This is a genomic window from Streptomyces xylophagus (assembly GCF_000716435.1).
In the GTDB taxonomy this organism is placed as follows: Bacteria; Actinomycetota; Actinomycetes; order Streptomycetales; family Streptomycetaceae; genus Streptomyces; species Streptomyces xylophagus.
Genome location: NZ_JNWO01000024.1, coordinates 1 through 19566, shown reverse-complemented (window position 1 = coordinate 19566; position 19566 = coordinate 1). Strand labels below are relative to the sequence as shown.

General features: G+C 69.8%; 13 protein-coding genes and 1 pseudogene. 8 read left to right on the top strand and 6 right to left on the bottom strand.

The genetic code is table 11. The annotated features are described in order from the left end of the window. Positions 1–45: 45 nt before the first annotated feature. Entirely contained in the window at positions 46–2439 is a 2394-nt protein-coding gene (locus OO70_RS39555; protein ID WP_043682929.1) for a tetratricopeptide repeat protein, read from the top strand. Here the strand turns inward: OO70_RS39555 and OO70_RS39550 are convergent. Together OO70_RS39550 and OO70_RS39545 are read right to left on the bottom strand one after the other, a co-directional pair. Then, complete coding sequence (locus OO70_RS39550; RefSeq protein WP_043682926.1) at positions 2429–3109, bottom strand: response regulator; 681 nt, start codon at positions 3107–3109, stop codon at positions 2429–2431. The genes OO70_RS39555 and OO70_RS39550 overlap by 11 nt on opposite strands. Then, entirely contained in the window at positions 3106–4782 is a 1677-nt protein-coding gene (locus OO70_RS39545) for a sensor histidine kinase (protein ID WP_043682923.1), read from the bottom strand. The genes OO70_RS39550 and OO70_RS39545 overlap by 4 nt, the downstream gene beginning before the upstream one ends. 171 nt (positions 4783–4953) lie before the next feature. On the opposite strand from OO70_RS39545, the gene OO70_RS39540 reads away from it, so the two are divergent. The 3 genes from OO70_RS39540 to OO70_RS39530 all read left to right on the top strand — a co-directional run bounded on the left by OO70_RS39540 (position 4954) and on the right by OO70_RS39530 (position 8902). Next, positions 4954–6375 carry a cation:dicarboxylate symporter family transporter gene (locus OO70_RS39540; RefSeq protein ID WP_051742045.1) on the top strand — a complete coding sequence of 474 codons (1422 nt, stop codon included), beginning with the start codon at positions 4954–4956 and terminating at the stop codon, positions 6373–6375. 234 nt (positions 6376–6609) lie between these two features. After that, a complete protein-coding gene (locus OO70_RS39535) occupies positions 6610–7374 on the top strand; it encodes a DUF2127 domain-containing protein (RefSeq protein ID WP_043683162.1) in 765 nt (254 codons plus the stop codon). Positions 7375–7411: 37 nt separating this feature from the next. Next, positions 7412–8902, top strand: coding sequence for an AAA family ATPase (locus tag OO70_RS39530; RefSeq protein WP_043682916.1), 1491 nt, complete (start codon positions 7412–7414; stop codon positions 8900–8902). Here OO70_RS39530 and OO70_RS39525 read toward each other — a convergent pair. Further along, entirely contained in the window at positions 8836–9876 is a 1041-nt protein-coding gene (locus OO70_RS39525) for an NAD-dependent epimerase/dehydratase family protein (RefSeq protein ID WP_234337043.1), read from the bottom strand. The genes OO70_RS39530 and OO70_RS39525 overlap by 67 nt on opposite strands. A 111-nt stretch (positions 9877–9987) precedes the next feature. On the opposite strand from OO70_RS39525, the gene OO70_RS39520 reads away from it, so the two are divergent. The 4 genes from OO70_RS39520 (at position 9988) to OO70_RS39505 (ending at position 13568) form a co-directional block, all read left to right on the top strand. Further along, on the top strand, positions 9988–10431 hold the full coding sequence (locus OO70_RS39520) for an Lrp/AsnC family transcriptional regulator (RefSeq protein WP_043682913.1): 444 nt from the start codon (positions 9988–9990) through the stop codon (positions 10429–10431). A 29-nt stretch (positions 10432–10460) separates the two neighbouring features. Beyond that, positions 10461–10847, top strand: a complete 387-nt coding sequence (locus tag OO70_RS39515) for a MerR family transcriptional regulator (protein WP_043682910.1) — start codon at positions 10461–10463, stop codon at positions 10845–10847. A gap of 14 nt (positions 10848–10861) precedes the next feature. After that, positions 10862–11176 (top strand): thioredoxin, encoded by a 315-nt coding sequence (trxA, locus tag OO70_RS39510; protein WP_043683157.1) that lies wholly within the window; start codon positions 10862–10864, stop codon positions 11174–11176. A 157-nt stretch (positions 11177–11333) separates the two neighbouring features. Then, positions 11334–13568: a HelD family protein gene (locus OO70_RS39505; protein WP_106971843.1), complete on the top strand. Its 2235-nt coding sequence runs from the start codon at positions 11334–11336 to the stop codon at positions 13566–13568. A gap of 127 nt (positions 13569–13695) precedes the next feature. On the opposite strand, the gene glgB is transcribed toward OO70_RS39505, so the two are convergent. The 3 genes and pseudogenes from glgB to OO70_RS39480 form a co-directional block, all read right to left on the bottom strand. Next, a complete protein-coding gene (glgB, locus tag OO70_RS39500) occupies positions 13696–16494 on the bottom strand; it encodes a 1,4-alpha-glucan branching enzyme (protein ID WP_407702871.1) in 2799 nt (932 codons plus the stop codon). A 379-nt stretch (positions 16495–16873) separates the two neighbouring features. Beyond that, positions 16874–18250, bottom strand: a complete 1377-nt coding sequence (locus OO70_RS39485; protein ID WP_199827499.1) for a maltokinase N-terminal cap-like domain-containing protein — start codon at positions 18248–18250, stop codon at positions 16874–16876. A gap of 103 nt (positions 18251–18353) precedes the next feature. Next, positions 18354–19566: pseudogene (locus OO70_RS39480) on the bottom strand (alpha-amylase family glycosyl hydrolase); the annotation flags it as partial.

Sequence of the window (19566 nt, the reverse complement as noted above, 5' to 3'; positions counted from 1 at the left end):
GGTGGCGGGTCGCAAGGACCTGGTAGGGAACGGTGGGACTGGCAGATGGAAGCGCTGCTGGCGGCTCTGGCCGAGGGTGCGGGTGGGGACGGCGGACGCCGGGCGGTTGTGGAACTCGCTCGGGTGGTGGGGCTGGAGGCCGGGGCGTCCGCTCGGAAGATCGCCGAGGCGGCGAAGGATCCGGCGTGGCGGGATGCGGTGCGGGAGTGGGGCGAGGCCTTGGCCGGCCTGCTCGCCGCCGATCCGCAGGGTGCCGGTCTCGTCGCGCGGGCCATGGAGCGGTTTGAGCCAGGCAGGGAGACGTCCTCCTGGTACGACGGCGACCACACCGACTTCCGAGGCGGGGTCTTTCTGCGCGAGGTGGTGGGCGTACAGATCGTGATTCAGCAGGGTGGGGCTGCCGTACCCGAGGCGCTGGCCGGGCTGCCTCCGCGGCCGGGTGGATTCACCGGCCGGGAGGAGGAGACGGCGGCGTTGTTGGGGGCGTTGGACCCGGACCGGGCAGCGGAGTCGGATTCGCCGGCGGTTCTTGTCGCCGCAGTGTCGGGGCTCGGCGGGATCGGCAAGACCGCGCTCGCTGTCGAAACGGCGCATCTCGCCTGCGAGCGGGGTTGGTTCCCGGGCGGGGTGCTCTTCATCGACCTGCATGGGTACGACGAGGAGCCTGTCACCTCTGACCGGGCGCTCCAGGCACTGCTGCGCGCGCTCGGCACTCAGCCTGAGCACATCCCCGGTACGGCGGACGAGCGCGTGGCGCTGTACCGCTCGATGTTGGCGGGACGTGCGCGGGAGTGCGGTGCGGTGCTTGTCCTGGCCGACAACGCGTCGTCGCCGGATCAGGTACGGCCCTTGCTCCCGGGGGATGCCCGACACCATGTCCTGGTCACGTCCAGGGACCGGCTGCCTCAACTGGGAGCGCGGCTCGTTCCGTTGGCGCAGCTTACGCGGGAGGAAGCGTGCGAACTTCTTGACCGTGCCCTGCGGATTGCTGACCCGCATGACACGCGGGTCGTCGCCGACCTTGACGCTGCCGAGCAACTTGCGGCCCTCTGCGGGCATTTGCCGCTCGCCCTGCAGATCGCGGCTGCCCTGCTGGCGGAGGACCCGGGTATGCCGGTTGCCGAACTTGTGGTGGAGCTGACCGAGTCCCGCAATCGCCTCGACCACCTGGACGACGGCGAGCGCAATGTCCGTGCCGCCTTCGACCTCTCGTACCGCCGGCTGCCGCCGGAACAGGCTCGGCTGCTGCGCCTTCTTGCCCTGACGCCGGGACCTGAGGTGAGCGACGAGGTCGTCGCTGCAGTGGTCGGTGCGGAGGCACCTCCGGTGCGGGACCTGAAGGCCTTGGCCCGTGCACACCTTGTTGAGCGGGGCAGCGGGCGTGGATGGTGGCGGGTGCATGACCTGGTGCGCGCGTTCGGGGCGGCTGTGGTGGCGCGGGATGCTGGGTCGCAGAAGGAGGGCGAGGGAGCGAGGGAGCGGGTACTGGAGTTCTACTGCCAGTGGGCGGGTGAGGCTGATGACCGGTTGCGGTGGCTGCCGGGAAACCCGGAGCCGGAGCGATTCGCGGATCCTGGGCAGGCGTTGACGTGGTTGGACAGAGAGCGGGCCGGGCTGGTGGCGGCGGTGGGGTGGGTGCGGGAGGAGCGGTTCGCGGAGACCGCGGTGCTGCTGGCCCTGCATCTGGCGGAGTACCTGCACTGGCGGCGGTATGTCGACGACCTGATCGGCATCTCAGAGGCCGCGCGGGAGGCTGCCCACCGTACCGGGAACCGGCGGAGTGAGGCCATGGCGTGGGGCAACCTCGGGATGGCCCTGCTGGATGCGGGCCAGGCGGAGGAGGCGATCGAGGCGCACATGGGCGTCCGCGACCTGTTCCGGGCCGCCGGAGAACTCAAGGGTGAGGCCGCAGCGTGGGGCAGCCTCGGCAACGCCCTGCTGGCGGCGGAGCGGGTGAAGGAGGCGATTGAGGCGTACAGCCGGTGCCGGGACCTGTTTCGGGACTCGGAAGACCCGATCGGTGAGGGAATGGCGTGGGGCAGCCTGGGCAACGCCCTGAGCAGGGAGGGTCGGGTGGGGAAGGCGATCGAGGCCCACAACCGGGCCCGGGACGTGTTCCGGGCCGCTGGAGACCGTCGCGGCGAGGGCATGGCCTGGAACAACCTGGGCAATGTCCTGCGGAAGGCGGGTCTGGTGGATGAGGCGGTTGAGGCGTATGGAAAAGACCTGGAGATCTGCCGGGAGTTCGAGGACTGGTTCGGTGTGGGGGTGACTCTCAACAACCTGGCTCTGGCCCATGAGACTGCTCACGACCCCGTCCAGGCGTGTACCGCCTACCTTCTGGCCGCAGATGCCTTCACTCGTGTCCACGCCAGGGACCATGCCGCCGAAGCCCGCACCCGTGCCGCAGCCCTCGACGACCCCCCACTCACCCCTTGACCCACCGATACTGCAACTCAGGCCGCCCCACAGTCCCGTACTGCGGACTCCGCGCAGCCCTCCCCGCCTCCACCAGATGCTCCAGATACCGCCGAGCCGTGATCCGGGAAATTCCCACCGCCTCAGCCACCCCTGCCGCGGTAAGCCCGTCCCCGCAGTCCCGTAGAGCGACAGTCACCTTCTCCAACGTCGGCGCACTCAGCCCCTTCGGCAGCGCCGCGGGCGACGGCGCGCGCAAGGCGGCCAGCGCCCGGTCGACCTCGTCCTGGCCGCTCGCCTCGCCGGCCGCCGCGCGGAACTCGGCGTACCGCACCAGCCGGTCCCGCAGCGTGGCGAAGGTGAACGGCTTCAGGACGTATTGGACGACCCCCAGCGACACGCCCTCCCGCACCACGGCCAGATCCCGCGCCGACGTCACCGCGATGACGTCCGCGTGATACCCGGCCGCCCGCAACGACCGCGCGAGTTGCAGCCCGTGCGCGTCCGGCAGGTGCAGATCCAGCAACAGCAGATCCACCTGCGTGCGCTCCAGCGCCCGCCGCGCCTCCGCCCCCGTGTGCGCCTTGCCCACCGCCACGAACCCCGGCACCCGGCCCACGTACATCACGTGCGCGTCGGCGGCGACGGGATCGTCCTCCACGATGAGGACGCGGATCGGGTCGGCGGTCATGCGTCATCGCCAGTGGAAACGGCCGCACCAGTTACACCAGCCGCACCGGAGTCCTTGCCCCACAAAGGCAACCGCACCTCGAACACCGCCCCGCCCCCCTCCGCCTCAGCCACCGTCAACGTCCCCTCATGCCGGTTCACCGCCTGCCGGACCAACGCCAGCCCCAGCCCTCGCCCGCCCGGCCCCGCCGGCTTCGTCGAGAAGCCCCGCTGGAACACCGCCTCCGCGTGGGCCGGATCCACCCCCGCCCCCGTATCCGCCACCCGCAGCACCAACGCGGAGCCACTCGCCCCCGCGCCGCCCGCCGTGCGCGCCGTCACCGTGACCCGCGCCCGCAGGCTGCCCTGCGCCGCGTCCACCGCGTTGTCGATCAGGTTCCCGAGGATGGTCACCAAGTCCCGCGCGGGCAAGGAATCCGGCAGCAGGCCGTCGTCCAGGCCGCTGTCCTCGGACACCACCAACTCGACGCCCCGCTCGTTCGATTGGGCCGTCTTGCCCAGCAACAGGGCCGCCAGTACGGGCTCGTTGACCGCCGAGACGACCTGGTCGGTCAGGGTCTGGGCCAGCTCCAGTTCGGCCGTCGCGAAGTCCACCGCCTCCTCCGCCCGCCCCAGCTCGATCAGGGAGACGACCGTGTGGAGGCGGTTCGCCGCCTCGTGCGCCTGCGAGCGCAGCGCCTGCGTGAAGCCCCGCTCCGAGTCCAACTCGCCCATCAGAGACTGGAGTTCGGTGACGTCTCGCAACGTCACCACCGTTCCTCGGCGTTCGCCGCCCGACACCGGGGACGTGTTCACCACCAGCACTCGTGACGCCGTCAGATGTACCTCGTCCACCCGTTCCTCCGACGACAGCAGCGCCCCCGTCAGTGGTGCTGGCAGGCCTAGGTCGGCCACCGAGCGGCCCACCACGTCACCCGTCACTCCCAGCAGCTCGCGTCCGCCGTCGTTCATGAGTGCCACCCGGTACTGTCCGTCGAGCATCAGCAGCCCTTCCCGCACCGCGTGCAGCGCGGCCTGGTGGTAGTCGTGCATGTGGCTCAGCTCGGTCGCGTTCATGTTGTGGGTGTGGCGGCGGAGGCGGGCGTTGATGACATACGTCCCTACGGCACCCAGTGCCAGGGCGCCGGCCGCGACGCCGATCAGGGCCGTCACCTGGTCCTGCACCCGCTGGGTGATCGCCTCGACCCGGATGCCGGCGCTGACCAGGCCGATGATCCGGGTGTGCCCGGTGTCGTAGACGGGGGTGACCGCGCGGACGGACGCGCCGAGCGTACCGGTGTAGGTCTCGGTGAAGGACTCGCCCCTGAGGGCGGGCTCGATGTGGCCGAGGAACTTCTTGCCGATCTGGTTCCTGTCCGGGTGGGTCCAGCGGATGCCCTTCGGGTTCATGATCGTGACGAAGTCGACCTGGGTGTCCCGCTGGACGCGCAGGGAGTACGTCTCCAGGTGCGCGGTGGGGTCGGACGTACCGATCGCCGCGACCACCGACGGGGAGTCAGCGACCGAGCGGGCCACCGCCGTGGCCTGGCGGCCGGCCGCGTCCTCGGCCTGGCTGCGGTCGCTGACGTAGGTGAACAGCGCGTACCCGGCGACGACGACCGCTATCAGCACGGCCTGCATGCCGAAGAGCTGACCGGCGAGGCTGCGGGGGCGGGGGACGTGCGGGAAGCGCATGCCGTCAGTGTGCCTCTCAGACATGGCGTGAACTAAATGAACGGAAGGGTGACCGGCCTCACAAGCCGGGAGATAGTCACCGCAACCCCCTGGGAGCCCCATCTCCGGGATCTTCCCGGACGTGAGCCGCACTCGCAGCCCGGGTTCCGCCGGTCGTGAGCCGCACGCCGGATGATGCCGACGACGTCGTCAAGGAGGGCAGCCGTGGCCAGCACGCCCGCATCTGCCGCACCCGCAGCACCCGCCGCGAAGCGGGACCGCACCCACTACCTCTACATCGCGGTGATCATCGCGGTCGCCCTCGGTATCGCCGTCGGGTTCATCGCGCCGGACTTCGCCAAGGAGCTGAAGCCGCTCGGTACGGGCTTCGTCTCGCTGATCAAGATGATGATCTCGCCGATCATCTTCTGCACGATCGTGCTGGGCGTCGGCTCCGTACGGAAGGCCGCGCAGGTCGGCAAGGTCGGCGGACTCGCGCTCGGCTACTTCATCACGATGTCCTTCGTGGCGCTGGCCATCGGCCTGGTCGTCGGCAACATCATCCACCCGGGCAGCGGGATGCACCTGACCGAGGCCGTGAAGGGCGTCGGACACGAGCAGGCCAAGTCGGCCGCCGAGGGCCCGGTCGACTTCCTGCTCGGGATCATCCCGACCACCTTCGTGTCGTCCTTCACCGAGGGCCAGGTCCTCCAGACGCTGCTGATCGCGCTGCTCACCGGCTTCGCGCTGCAGGCCATGGGCCGGACCGGCGAGCCGGTGCTGCGCGGTGTCGAGTACATCCAGAAGCTGGTCTTCCGCATCCTCGGCATGATCATGTGGGCGGCGCCCGTCGGTGCCTTCGGCGCGATGGCCGCGGTGATCGGCGAGACCGGCATGGACGCGCTCAAGGCGCTCGGCACGATCATGCTCGGCTTCTACGTCACCTGTTTCCTGTTCATCGTGGTCGTGCTCGGCACGCTGACCAAGCTGGTCGCCAAGGTCAGCCTCTTCCAGCTGCTGAAGTACCTCGGCCGGGAGTTCCTGCTGATCGTCTCCACCTCCTCGTCCGAGTCCGCGCTGCCGCGGCTCATCGCGAAGATGGAGCACCTGGGTGTCAGCCGCCCGGTCGTCGGCATCACCGTGCCGACCGGTTACTCCTTCAACCTCGACGGCACGATGATCTACCTGACCATGGCCTCGCTGTTCATCGCCGACGCCATGGACCAGCCGATGAACATCGGCCAGCAGATCGGTCTGCTGCTCTTCATGATGGTCGCCTCCAAGGGCGCGGCCGGTGTCTCCGGCTCCGGTATCGCCGTACTGGCCAGTGGTCTGCAGTCGCACAAGCCCGCCCTGGTCGACGGCGTCGGCCTGATCATCGGCATCGACCGCTTCATGAGCGAGGCCCGCGCCGTCACCAACTTCGCCGGCAACGCCGTCGCCACGCTGCTCATCGGCACCTGGACCGGCGAGGTCGACAAGGAGCGGGTGAACCGGGTCCTCGCGGGTGAACTGCCCTTCGACGAGAAGACGTTGCTCGACGAGAAGGACGGCGACGAGCACCTCGACGGCGTGCCCGAGCAGGGCGGCGAGAAGGAACTCGCCAAGGCCTGAGCGCCCCCCCCCGAAGCGGGGCGGCCGGACCCACCTGAACAAGGTCCGGACGCCCCACGGACTCCGGGCGGCTGGGTGTCCCCCCGTCGCTCAGCCGCCCGGTCCACCTCGCGTCACCCGTCGGTCCGGCCCCTTGAGGCCGGCCGTCACGCGGATGCACTAGCGTGCCGTGCCGTGCCGGAATCCTCCGGCACGGCACGTTCGCGTTCGGTGGGAGTCACGGGGGCCATGGGCATGAAGATCGACTGGGACCGGCGGCACTGCGCACGGCACGGGCATGTGACCTACGCGCCCGACGAGACGGCGCTGCGGGAACGGCTGCGCGTCGAGACCAAGTTCGGTACGGCCTGGCGCTGTCTGCGCTGCGGCGACTTCGTGCTGGGCGATCCGCACGGTTCCGGACCCGCCGAGCACGCCCCGCTGGTACCGCGCGGGAAGGTGCTGCGGGATCTGTTCATCCTGCGGTTCCTGGCGATCGAGCGGGCCGTGCGCGGGGTGTTCATCGTGCTGGTCGCCGCCGCCGTGTGGAAGTTCAGCAACAGCCAGGACTCGGTGCGCAAGCTCTTCGACGACTACCTCAACGTCTTCCGGCCCGTCTTCAAGCACTTCCACTACGACCTCGACCACTCGCCGATCGTCGGCTCCATCCAGAAGACCTTCGGCTACAAGCACTCCACGCTGGTCCTGGTCGCCGTACTGCTGCTGGCGTACGCGCTGATCGAACTCGTCGAGGCCGGCGGCCTCTGGTACGCCAAGCGCTGGGCGGAGTATCTGACGGTGGTCGCCACCGCCGCGTTCCTGCCGCTGGAGATCTACGAACTCACCGAACACATCAGCTGGTTGAAGATCGCCACCCTCGTCCTCAACATCCTCGCCGTCCTCTACATCGCCCTCGCCAAGCGGCTGTTCGGCCTGCGCGGCGGGCGGAAGGCCTTCGACGAGGAACGCGAGAGCGCGTCCCTGCTGGAAGTGGAGACGTCCGCGGGCGTCATGGTCTGACACCCTGGTCCGACACATCGGGACTATGGAGGCGGACATGGATGAACCGGGCGGATTGGAGATCGTCAGCTCGGCGGAGTACGAGCGCAGGTTCGGCGCGGGACGTGAGCCCTCGCCCCTGTCGATGGAGCAGATCGGCATCCTGTTCCAGGAGTTCCTCACCGCGGTCGCCCGGCCCAGGTCCAAGGACCAGGACCCCGCTCGCAACCTCACCGGACGCCTCCGCGAACACCTCGGCACCGCCCCCGGCGACCGGCCCGTCGTCAAGGCCGCGTATCCGCCGTACGACCTCCCGAACGTGCATCTCGCGCTGGAGAGTTGGTTCGCCGGGGAAGGGCGTTCGTACGAACTGATCGGCATGCGCGGTGCGCAGAACCGGAGCGATCTCACCCTCGGCGACATCCTCGAAGCCGCCGACCGCCACGACCGGTTCACGATCGGCGCCGTCGACTACGCGCAGCTGCCGGTCTCGCCCGACGCCGAACTCGCCTGTGTCTCCTGCGGGTTCTACCTCGGCGCGGAGGGCGAGGACCGGTTCGCGGTGCTGCTGCGCGGCCCGGCCGACGAGTACGGGCGCGACAAGGTCGAGCTCGAAGTCCTCGCGCGGGACAAGGAGTTCGCGGACCGCCTGCTCGCCGAGATCGATGTCCTGGTCCGCGAGCACAACATCTTCCGCGGCCAGGTGCTCTCCTTCGAGGGCTCCGAGTTCGGCCACGGCCTCGGCCCGTTCCGCTTCCACCGCCGCCCCACTCTCACCCGCGACGACATCGTCCTCCCCGAGGGCCTCCTGGAACGCGTCGAACGCCAGGTCGTCGGCGTGGCCCGCCGCCGCGAACAACTCCGCGCCGCCGGCCAGCACTTGCGCCGCGGCCTCCTCCTCTACGGCCCGCCCGGCACCGGCAAGACCCACACGATCCGCTATCTCCTCTCCCACCTCCCGCAGTTCACGGTCGTCGTCCTCTCCGGCACGAGCATCGACGCCATCGGCCCCGCCTGTGCCCTGGCCCGGATGCTCCAGCCCGCGCTCGTCGTCCTGGAGGACTGCGACCTGATCGCCGAGGCCCGCGACCACGGCAGCGGCGAACAGCCCCTGCTCTTCCAGGTCCTCAACGAGATGGACGGCCTCGGCGACGACGCCGACGTGGCCTTCCTCCTCACCACCAACCGCGCCGACCTCCTCGAACCGGCCCTGATCCAGCGCCCCGGCCGCGTCGACCTCGCCGTGGAGATCCCCCTCCCGGACGCCGAGGGGCGCGGCCGTCTCCTGGATCTCTACGGCGCCGGGCTCGACCTTGGTGAGGAGGTCGCAGAGGAGGTGGTGTCACGGACGGAGGGGACGACGGCGTCCTTCACGAAGGAGCTGGTGCGGCGGGCTGTGCTGATCTCTGCCGAGAGGGAAGCGGTACGTACGGAACCCGGCGATCTTCGTGCGGCTCTTGATGAACTGCTGTCCGACCGGGATCAGTTGACGCGTCGGTTGTTGGGGGTTCGGGTGGGTGAGGGGGAGTTGGATAGCGAGGACCGTTGAGTTTTGGTGGAGCGGTCGTTCTTTGGCCGCGGGTCGGTGGGGGCTGGTCGCGCAGTTCCCCGCGCCCCTATCGGGGCCCGCTGTCCCGCCGCCTGCGGCAGCCATCGTCGTACGTCCCCGAAGGGGTAACCGAGCTTCTCCGCGCGGGAGTTGTCCATGCCATAGCCGCGCGTGAAGGAGAACGGGGAGGTCTCGCCCAACTCCACCGTGCGGAGGACCGTTCTGCCGGACGGGATGTGCGCGGCGATCGCCTCGCACAACTCCTCGGTGGTCAGCATGCCGTGGGAGGCCGCGTTGACCGGGCCGGTGAAGTTCTGGCCGACCGTCCAGAAGAGGAAGTCGGCGATCTCGTCCACGTGGATGTACGTCGCCGGGTGGTTATTGGCCGGTACGGCGATGGGCTCGCCCGCGCGGATACGGTCGGCGTAGTGCTGGAGGCGGCCGGTGAAGTCGTCGGCGCCGCCCAGGACATGGGCCACGCGGACCGCCACGTACGGCAACTCCGGTTCGGGCGCAGCGAAGACCGCCTCCGCCTGGCGCTTGCCCTCGCCATAGTGCGCGTCGAGGAACTCCGGCTCGTCCCAGGGGAGTTCGAGGTCGACGCGCACGCTGAGCGGATCGACGGCCGCCTCGCTCACCAGTGTTGGCGAGTCCTCGTACTCGTACACCTCGACGGTCGACGTCATCACATAGCGGCCGGTGCGGCCGGCGAAGACGCGGCGGGCGATCGCCGCCTGGCGCGGGGTGTAGCAGACCTGGTCGACGACGACGTCGAAGGTGCGCGGGCCGAGAGCGGCGCGCAGCGCGTCCTCGTCGTCGCGGTCGGCGATCAGGTGCACCACCCCGGCGGGCGGCGCCGACGAACCGCGGTTGAGGACCGTGACCCGGTCCCCGGCGGCCAGCAGCCGTGCGATCAGCCGCTTGCCGAAGTAGCGGTTGCCGCCGATGACCAGTACGTCCCGTGCCTTTTCCATGTCCATAATTCTTCGGGCGTATCCGCAGGATCTGAAGGGGGAGACATGGGAGTTCGGGCCGCAGCACCGAAAGAACCACGGCATCCACGAGCCGTCGCCGACGAAACACCGGTGGCCTTCGACGCACTGGACCGGCAGATCCTCCACCTCCTCCAGACCGACGGCCGGATCAAGCTCAGCGAGCTCGGGCGACAGGTCCGGCTGAGCCCGGCGGCGGTCACCGAGCGGGTCCGTCGGCTGGAGACCGCGGGCGTGATCAGCGGCTACGGCGCCCATGTCGTCCCCGGCCGGCTCGGCTACGGCATCCAGGCGTTCATCCGGGTCGACCCGCACGGCGGCTACACCCTGAAGCACCCCCGGACCCTGGAGCTGATCGAGCGGCCCGAGATCACCGAGGTGCACCATGTCGTCGGCGAGGACTGCTGGATCCTCAAGGTCGCCGTCAGGGACACCGTCCACCTGGAGGAGGTCCTCGAAGCGGTCTCCGCGCTCGGCCGGACCACGACGTCCATCGTGCTGACCTCGCCGGTGGAGCGGAAACCGCTGTTGCCCTGACGCCGACGTCAAGGATTACCGTCGTAGACATGCGAATCGGCGAGCTGGCCGCGCGGGCCGGGACCACGACGCGGGCGTTGCGGTACTACGAGTCACGGGGGCTGCTGCCCGCGCGGCGGGGCGGCAACGGGTACCGGACGTACGACGAGGGCGATCTGAAGCTGCTGCGGCAGATCAGGACGTTGCAGGACTTCGGGTTCGACCTGGAGGAGACGCGGCCCTTCGTGGAGTGTCTGCGGGCCGGGCACCCGGAGGGCGACTCGTGCCCGGCGTCGCTCGCGGTCTACCGGCGGAAGCTGGCCGAACTGGATTCCCTGATCGGGGAGTTGCAGGCGGTGCGGGCGGAGATCGGGGTGCGGCTGGCGACGGTCGAGGAGCCACCACCGTTGTGCGAACTGGGAGGGAACGAGCTGTGATCGATGTGACGCAGGTGATGGACGTGACCGACGAGAATTTCGCGGCGGAGGTTATCGGAGCGGAGTTGCCGGTGCTGGTCGAGTTCACGGCGGACTGGTGTCCTCCGTGCCGACAGATGGGGCCGGTGCTGCGTGCCCTTGCCGCCGAGGAGGCGGATCGGCTGAAAGTGGTGCAGTTGAACGTGGACCAGAATCCGGAGACCACGAACGCCTACAAGGTCCTCTCGATGCCCACGTTCATGGTCTTCCGGGGCGGTGAGCCGGTGAAGGCCATGGTGGGGGCCCGGCCCAAGCGCCGGCTGCTGGAGGAGCTCTCCGACGTGCTGTGAGCCCGCCCGATACGCAAAGAAATCCCCCGAGCAATTGCGCTCGGGGGATTTCTTTGCGTATATTCAATGGTTCGCGACTTCACGGGAATTGAGTCGCAAAGAGGCTCAGTGAGCACAGTATATATGTCCGGGAGTGGAATTGTCAAACAGCGATGAAATTCACGGTGAGCAGGAATTCATCGACGGTCTGTACGCACGCGTGGACGTGCTGCGCGGTGCCACCGAGGACTCCGTCACGGACGCGCTCGGGCAGAGCAACACGCCCCGGCAGGCGCGGCTGGAGCGGGACATCCTGGTCGCCGAGCGCTCGGCGCTGCTCGCCGCGCTGAACGCCGTGGACGGCTCGCTCTGCTTCGGCCGCATCGACCTGGCCTCCGGCGTCAGCCACCACATCGGCCGCATCGGCATCCGCTCCGACGACGCCGACCTCACGCCGATCCTGATCGACTGGCGCGCCGGCGTCGCCCGCCCCTTCTACCTGGCCACCGGCCACACCCCGATGGGGCTGCGCCGCCGCCGGCACCTCACCACCGACGGCCGTCAGGTCACCGCCCTGCACGACGAGATCCTCGACCTCGGCGATGTCACCCGCACCGGCCACGAGGACCCGAGCGGTGACGCCGTCCTGCTCGCGGCGCTCAACTCCGCGCGCACCGGCCGGATGAACGACATCGTGCAGACCATCCAGGCCGAACAGGACGAGATCATCCGGGCGCCCCACCGCGGAGTTCTCGTCGTCGAGGGCGGCCCCGGCACCGGCAAGACCGCCGTCGCGCTGCACCGGGCGGCGTACCTCCTGTACGAACACCGGGAGTTGCTCGCCAAGCGCGCCGTCCTCATCGTCGGCCCGAACCCCGCGTTCCTCGGCTACATCGGCGAGGTGCTGCCCTCCCTCGGCGAGACCGGCGTACTCCTCGCGACCGTCGGCGAGTTGTTCCCCGGGGTGAAGGCGACGGCCACCGACAGCCGGGCGGCGGCCGCTGTGAAGGGCCGCGCCGACATGGCCGACGTCCTCGCCGCCGTCGTACGCGACTGGCAGTCCCTGCCCGACCCCGTGATCGCGATCGAGCACGACCGCGAGATCCTCATGCTCGACGACGGCCTGGTACGGATGGCCCGCGACCGCACCCGCGAGGCCCGGCTCCCGCACAACGAGGCCCGCGAGCACTTCGAGGGCCACATCCTCAACACGCTCACGGAGATGGTCGCCGAACGCATCGGGACTGATCCGTTCGACGGCAGCAATTTGTTGGACCCGAGCGACATCACCCAGATCCGCGACGAACTCGCCGAGAACCCCGAAGTCTGGGCCGCCATCGACCAGTTGTGGCCGCGCCTGACCCCGCAGTACCTCGTCGCGGACTTCCTCGCCGACCCCGTGGGCTACGTCTCCGACGACGACGCGGACGCCATCCGCCGGCCGGTGACGCGCGAGTGGACCGTGTCGGACGTACCGCTGCTGGACGAGGCCGCGGAGCTCCTGGGGCGGGACGACCGGGTGCGGCGGGCCCGGGCCGAGCGTGAGCGGGAGGAGCAAGTGTCCTTCGCGCAGGGGGTGTTGGACGTGTCCTTCGCCTCCCGGACGTACGAGTTTGAGGACAAGGAGGAGGACGACCCCGAGGGGTCCGAGGTGCTGTCCGCGCACGACATCATCGACGCGGAGCGCTTCGCGGAGCGGCATGAGGAGGAGGATCACCGGAGTGCGGCCGAGCGCGCGGCGGCTGACCGGACCTGGGCGTTCGGGCACATCATCGTCGACGAGGCGCAGGAACTCTCGCCCATGGCCTGGCGGTTGCTGATGCGGCGGAGTCCTACGCGGTCGATGACGCTGGTCGGTGACCCGGCGCAGACCGCCGAGCCGGCGGGCGTCGGTTCCTGGGCGGAGATCCTCGCCCCCTATGTCGAGGACCGCTTCGACCACACCCGCCTCGGCGTCAACTACCGCACCCCTGCCGAGATCATGGACCTCGCGGCGGCTGTTGTCCGCGCCGAGAAGCCCGACTTCGAACCGCCGAGTTCGGTGCGGGCCACTGGCGTGCGGCCTTGGGTGCGGGCGACTGATGATCTGCCGGGTGCGGTGGCCAAGGCCGTGGGTGAACTTGCCCCTGCGGAGGGGCGGTTGGCTGTTATTGCGCCGCGTGACCTGCATCGTCGGTTGGCCGCGCGGCTGGATGGCGTGACGGCCGGTGCCGAGCCTGATCTGACGCAGAGCGTTGTTCTTCTCACCCCGCGGCAGGCCAAGGGGTTGGAGTTCGACTCAGTGTTGGTCGTCGAGCCGGGGCGGTACGGGACGAGTGATTTGTACGTGGCGTTGACTCGGGCGACTCAGCGGTTGGGGGTGCTGTACACGGGGGTGTTGCCGGTGAGCTTGGCCGGAGCGGGGGCGTTGTGATGCTGGGCGGTGTTGGTGTGGGCGGTGCTGGGGGCTGCGCCCCCAGACCCCCGCTTCGGCCCTGAAGGGGCCTCGTCCTCAAACGCCGGACGGGCTGACAGTGTCCGGTGTTGTGAAGTCGCGGCTGCTACGCCGGGCGCAGCCAGACCGTCGCCAAGGGCGGCAACGTCAGTTGGATGCTCGCCGGGCGGCCGTGCCACGGTTGGGGTTCGGGCTTGATGGGGTCGGGGTTGGTGACGTCGCTGCCGCCGTAGACCGCGGTGTCGGTGTTGAGGGTCTCATGCCAGGCGGGGATGTCGTCGGGGGTGCCGAGGCGGTAGTCGTGGCGGACCACGGGGGAGAAGTTGCTGACGGCGAGGAGGGGGGAGCCGTCGGTGTCGTAGCGGAGGAAGGCGAAGACGTTGTCCTCGGCGGCGTCGCCGGTGATCCACTGGAAGCCGGCGGGGGAGGTGTCGAGCTGCCAGAGGGCGGGGGTGTGGCGGTACACCGTGTTGAGGTCGCGGACGAGGTCGCGTACGCCCCGGTGGTCCGCCTCCGCGCCGTACGCCGGGTCCAGGAGCCACCAGTCCGGGCCGTGGGTTTCCGACCACTCCGCGCCCTGGGCGAACTCCTGGCCCATGAAGAGGAGTTGCTTGCCGGGGTGAGCCCACATGAAGGCGAGGTAGGCGCGGAGGTTGGCGCGTTGTTGCCACCAGTCGCCGGGCATCTTCGACACCAATGAGCGCTTGCCGTGGACTACTTCGTCGTGGGAGATCGGGAGGACGTAGTTCTCGCTGTAGGCGTAGACCATGGAGAACGTCATCTCGCCGTGGTGGTGCTTGCGGTGGACGGGCTCGTGCGACATGTAGTCGAGCGAGTCGTGCATCCAGCCCATGTTCCACTTCAACCCGAAGCCCAGGCCGCCGAATCCGCCGGGGCCGATGTGGTGCGTGGCACGTGTGACGCCGTCCCAGGCGGTGGACTCCTCGGCGATGGTCACGACACCGGGCACCCTGCGGTACACGGTCGCGTTCATCTCCTGGAGGAAGGCGACGGCGTCGAGGTTCTCCCGGCCGCCGTGCTCGTTCGGGGTCCACTGGCCCGGCTCGCGTGAGTAGTCGAGGTAGAGCATCGAGGCGACCGCGTCGACGCGCAGGCCGTCGATGTGGAACTCCTGGCACCAGTAGACGGCGTTCGCCACAAGGAAGTTGCGGACCTCGCGGCGGCCGAAGTCGAACTCCAGGGTGCCCCAGTCGGGGTGCGCGGCGCGGAGCGGGTCCGCGTGCTCGTACAGGGGGCGGCCGTCGAACTCGGCCAACGCCCAGTCGTCGCGCGGGAAGTGGGCCGGCACCCAGTCCATGAGGACGCCGATACCGGCCTGGTGCAGGGCGTCTACCAGGAACTTGAAGTCGTCAGGGGTGCCGAGGCGGGAGGTCGGCGCGTAGAAGCCGGTGACCTGGTAGCCCCACGAGCCGCCGAAGGGGTGCTCGGCGACCGGCATCATCTCGACGTGCGTGAAGCCCAGGTCCTTGACGTAGGCGGGGAGTTGTTCGGCCAGCTGACGGTACGTCAATCCCGGGCGCCAGGAGGCGAGGTGGATCTCGTAGACCGAGAACGCCGCTTCATGGGCCGGGACTTCGGCGCGCTGGGCGATCCATTCCGCGTCGCCCCACTCGTAGTGCGAGGCCGTCACGATCGACGAGGTGGCGGGCGGGACCTCGGTGTGGCGGGCCATCGGGTCGGCGCGCATCGTCTTCGAACCGTCGGGCCGGGTGATCTCGAACTTGTACAGCTCGCCCTCGCCGACACCCGGTACGAACAGTTCCCAGACACCGGTGGCGCCGAGCGAGCGCAGCGGGGCGCCCGTCCCGTCCCAGAAGTTGAAGGTACCGGCGAGGCGGACACCCTGGGCGTCCGGCGCCCACACGGTGAACCGGGTACCGGCGACCCCCTGATGCGTCATCGTCCGCGCCCCGAGCGCCTGCCACAACTCCTCGTGCCGGCCCTCACCGATCAGATACAGGTCCAGATCACCGAGCGCGGGCAGGAAGCGATACGGGTCCTCGACCTCCTGCACGGTGCCGTCGTAGGCCACGTCGAGCCGGTACTCCGGCACGCCCTGCAGGGGGAGCAGCCCCGAGAAGAACCCGTCCCCGTCGTCGTGCAACTCCGCCCTCAACTGCCCGGCCACGACGGTCACTCCGAGCGCGAACGGCCGCAACACCCGGAACGCGACCCCGCCGGGGACCGGATGGGCGCCGAGCACGGAGTGCGGGGCGTGATGGGTGCCGTGGAGGAGACGGTCGCGGTCGGTGGCGTCCAGGGCGGGGGAGACGGCGATGTCCGGGGGCGTGGGTGTGGGTGGTGCCGGTGCGGTGGGCGGGGTGGGCGAGGTGGGCGCCTTCGGGGCGTCGGACGAGGTCGGCGGTATGGGCGGGTTCGGTGGCGTGGGCGACTCCGGGGCGTCGGCCGAGGCCGGCAGCGTGGCCGGAGCCGGAGCCGGAGCCGGAGCCGGAGCCGGAGCCGCAGCCGGTGCGGTGGGCGGGGTTGCGGGCGTGGCCAGCTCCGGGGCGTCGGTCGGAGTCGGGTCCGGGGCCGGTGCGGTGGGCGGCGACAGTGGCGTGGCCGACTCCGGGGCGATGACCGGCTCCGGGGCGATGACCGGTTCGGGGGTGGGGACTGGTTCGGGGGTGGAGGGCTTGCTCTCCGGTGCGGGAGCGGCTGCCCCCGCGTCCGTGCCCGCACCCGCACCCGCACCCGCGTCCGTGCCCGTGCCCGCGTCCGTGCCCGCACCCGTGCCCGCACCCGTGCCCGTGCCCGCGTCCGCGTCCGTGCCCGCGTCCGCGTCCGTGCCCGTGCCCGCGTCCGCGTCCGTGCCCGCGTCCGTGCCCGTGTCCGTGCCCGCACCCGTGCCTGTGTCCGCGTCCGTGCCCGTATCCGTGCCCATGTCGACCGTCACCGTCTTCCGCCTGCCCTGTTCCTCGGCCGCGGACGTCTTCTTGGCCGCGTTCTTCTTCGCGGCACTCTTCTTCGCGGCGGCCTTCTTCGTCACGGATTTCCTCACAGTGCCCGTCCCTGCCGCGACCTTCTCTGCCGCAACTTTCTTGTTCTTGGTCTTCTTCTTGGCTTTGGCCTTGGCTTTTTTCGTTGTCGGCTTCTCAGCCGTCGCCCCCGTGTCCCCGGCCTTCTTCGCAGCGCGGCCCTCCTTCTCTTTGGGGGCCTTCGGCTGCCGGCCGGTCTTGCTCTTTTCCTCGGCCGTCTTCTCTTTGGACGGGGGGCGCGGGGTCACGGGCGGAGCCTCCTGGGCGAGGTGCGGGTGGGGTGGGTCAGGCCGTGGGGTTGGCCAGGCGGCGTACCGCGGACAGGGGGACCGGGAGCCAGTCGGGGCGGTGGCGGGCCTCGTAGAGGACTTCGTAGATCGCCTTGTCCGTTTCGTACGCGCGGAGGAGGACGGGGTCCGTGCGCGGGTCCACGCCGGTGATCTCCGCGTACCCGGAGCAGTACGCAGCCCGGCACGTCCGCGCCCAGCCCGGTGCCGGCGGGGTCGCCGAGTGGGCCGCGTAGTCGAAGGAACGGAGCATCCCCGCGATGTCCCGTACCGGAGGCTGGGGCATACGGCGTTCCGCGAGGGGCCTGGAGGGTTCGCCCTCGAAGTCGATCAGCGACCACTCCCCGGAGGGCGAGTGCAGACACTGGCCGAGGTGCAGGTCGCCGTGGATGCGCTGGGCGGTCCAGGTGTGGCCCTCGGCCGCGAGGTCGGCCAGTGCCGAGAACGCCGAGTGCAGGCCGGGGGCGTAGGGACGCAGGGCCGGTACCGCTTGGGCCGCCGCGTCGAGGCGGTCGGTCATGCCCGCCACCAGGTGTTGCAGTTGGACGTGGCCCAGGGTCATGGTCGGCAGTGCTCGCGCCAGCGCCACGTGGACCTCCGCCGTCGCCCGGCCCAGCGCCCGCGCCTCCGCGCCGAAGTCCTCGCCCTTGGCCAGCTCGCGCAGGGCCAGTTCCCAGCCGTCGGTCGCGCCCTGCACGAAGGGCTGGAGCACACCGAGGACGTACGGTTCGTCGGCGAACTCCGCTCGCAGCCACGCCGTCGGCGCGGGCACCCGGGGGCAGCCCTCCAGGGCGAGGGCCAGCGGGAGTTCCAGGTCGGGGTTGGTGCCGGGCACTATGCGGCGCAGCAGCTTCAGGATGAACGTATCGCCGTAGACGACGGACGAGTTGGACTGCTCGGAGGTCATCAGGCGCGGTGCCAGACCGGTCCCGATGTCCAGGCCGCCCGGGGCCCGTTCGAAGCGCAGCCCGCCGATGCGGGCCCGGGTGCGCAGGGCCTCCAGGAGCACCTCGGCGGGCCGGGGGTCGTGCAGGGCCTCGTACACCGTGTGTCCGGCGAGCGGGCCCTCCTCCACATGTCCGATCAGCGCGGGCGCGAGCCGGGGCGGCAGCGCCTCGCGCACGCCTATGAGGAGCTGGTAGCAGTCGCCGGGAGCGGGTGACTGATGGGCGCGGACCAGCAGGTGGTAGAGGCCCAGCGGACCGTCCACCGGAAGCAGCTCCGTCGCCGCCACCAGCGAGAAACCGGTGACGGGACGCCCTTTGCCCGCGAACCACCGTTGCCTCGGCAGCCACTCCCGCAGGAGGGGGTCGAGCGACGCGAGGAGGCCCGGACCGGGGCTGGTCCGGCCGGAAATTGTGACAGTCTCCGCCATAGGTGTCACATTCCTTTCCCCGGGGGGTGGTCGGGGTGTCACTGTTGCGTGCCCCGGGCGGGGCGAGGGAAACCGAAACCGCCCCGCCCCGCAGGGCCGAGCGCTAGGCGGCTTCCTTCCGGAGCCGGAACCAGTAGAAGCCGTGCCCCGCCAGCGTCAGCAAGTACGGCAGCTCTCCTACGGCCGGAAAGCGCACCCCGCCGAACAGTTCGAGGAGGGCGACGACATCGACGCCTCGACGTTGGTGACCTGGTAGCCGTAGACGGGGTCCATGATGGTCGGCAGCGACAGCCGGCCGGGGTCACAGGACGAAAAACCTGCGTTGCGATCCGGTGTCCACTGCATCGGCGTGCGGACGGCGTCGCGGTCGCCGAGCCAGATGTTGTCGCCCATGCCGATCTCGTCGCCGTAGTAGAGGATCGGCGAACCGGGGAGGGACAGGAGCAGGGCCGTGAACAGCTCGATCTGGTTGCGGTCGTTGTCCAGGAGGGGCGGGGAAGTGGAATGCCATGTGGCATTCGTCGCCGCCGCTCTGGTAGTCGCCGAAGTAGTCGACGACGTCCTCGGGCCACTGGTTCGCCTCGGCCAGCACCACCGTGTCGGGGTACTGCGCGTCGATCTCCTTCCGCACCCGCCGCAGGAACTCATGGGTTGCCGGAAGGTTTTCGCAGTTGGTGCCCTCGGCCGCGAACAGGTACGGGACCGCGTCGAGACGGAAGCCGTCGATGCCCAGGTCCAGCCAGAACTTCAGCGCCGAGATGATCTCTTCCTGCACGGCCGGGTTCTCGTAGTTGAGGTCCGGTTGGTGGGAGAAGAAGCGGTGCCAGTAGTACTGCTTGCGGACGGGGTCGAAGGTCCAGTTGGAGGCTTCGGTGTCGACGAAGATGATGCGGGCGTCGGGGTACTGCTTGTCGTCGTCGGCCCACATGTAGTAGTCGCCGTACGGCCCGTCGGGGTCTTTTCTGGATTCCTGGAACCACGGGTGCTGGTCGCTGGTGTGGTTCATGACGAAGTCGATGATGACGCGCATGCCCCGCTGGTGGGCGGAGTCGACGAACTCGACGAAGTCCGCGAGATCCCCGAATTCGGGGAGGACGGCGGTGTAGTCGGAGACGTCGTAACCGCCGTCGCGGAGGGGGGATTTGAAGAAGGGGGGCAGCCAGAGGCAGTCGACGCCGAGCCACTGGAGGTAGTCGAGTTTGGCGGTGATGCCCTTCAGGTCACCGATGCCGTCGCCGTTGCTGTCCTGGAAGGAGCGGACCAGGACCTCGTAGAAGACGGCGCGTTTGAACCACTCGGGGTCCCGGTCCTTGGCG

Coding starts and splice junctions, on each gene's coding strand:
- OO70_RS39555 (WP_043682929.1), top strand. CDS start 46: ATGGAAGCGCTGCTGGCGGCTCTGGCCGAGGGTGCGGGTGGGGACGGC.
- OO70_RS39550 (WP_043682926.1), bottom strand. CDS start 3,109: ATGACCGCCGACCCGATCCGCGTCCTCATCGTGGAGGACGATCCCGTC.
- OO70_RS39545 (WP_043682923.1), bottom strand. CDS start 4,782: ATGCGCTTCCCGCACGTCCCCCGCCCCCGCAGCCTCGCCGGTCAGCTC.
- OO70_RS39540 (WP_051742045.1), top strand. CDS start 4,954: ATGATGCCGACGACGTCGTCAAGGAGGGCAGCCGTGGCCAGCACGCCC.
- OO70_RS39535 (WP_043683162.1), top strand. CDS start 6,610: ATGAAGATCGACTGGGACCGGCGGCACTGCGCACGGCACGGGCATGTG.
- OO70_RS39530 (WP_043682916.1), top strand. CDS start 7,412: ATGGATGAACCGGGCGGATTGGAGATCGTCAGCTCGGCGGAGTACGAG.
- OO70_RS39525 (WP_234337043.1), bottom strand. CDS start 9,876: ATGGAAAAGGCACGGGACGTACTGGTCATCGGCGGCAACCGCTACTTC.
- OO70_RS39515 (WP_043682910.1), top strand. CDS start 10,461: ATGCGAATCGGCGAGCTGGCCGCGCGGGCCGGGACCACGACGCGGGCG.
- glgB (WP_407702871.1), bottom strand. CDS start 16,494: ATGGGCACGGATACGGGCACGGACGCGGACACAGGCACGGGTGCGGGC.
- OO70_RS39485 (WP_199827499.1), bottom strand. CDS start 18,250: ATGGCGGAGACTGTCACAATTTCCGGCCGGACCAGCCCCGGTCCGGGC.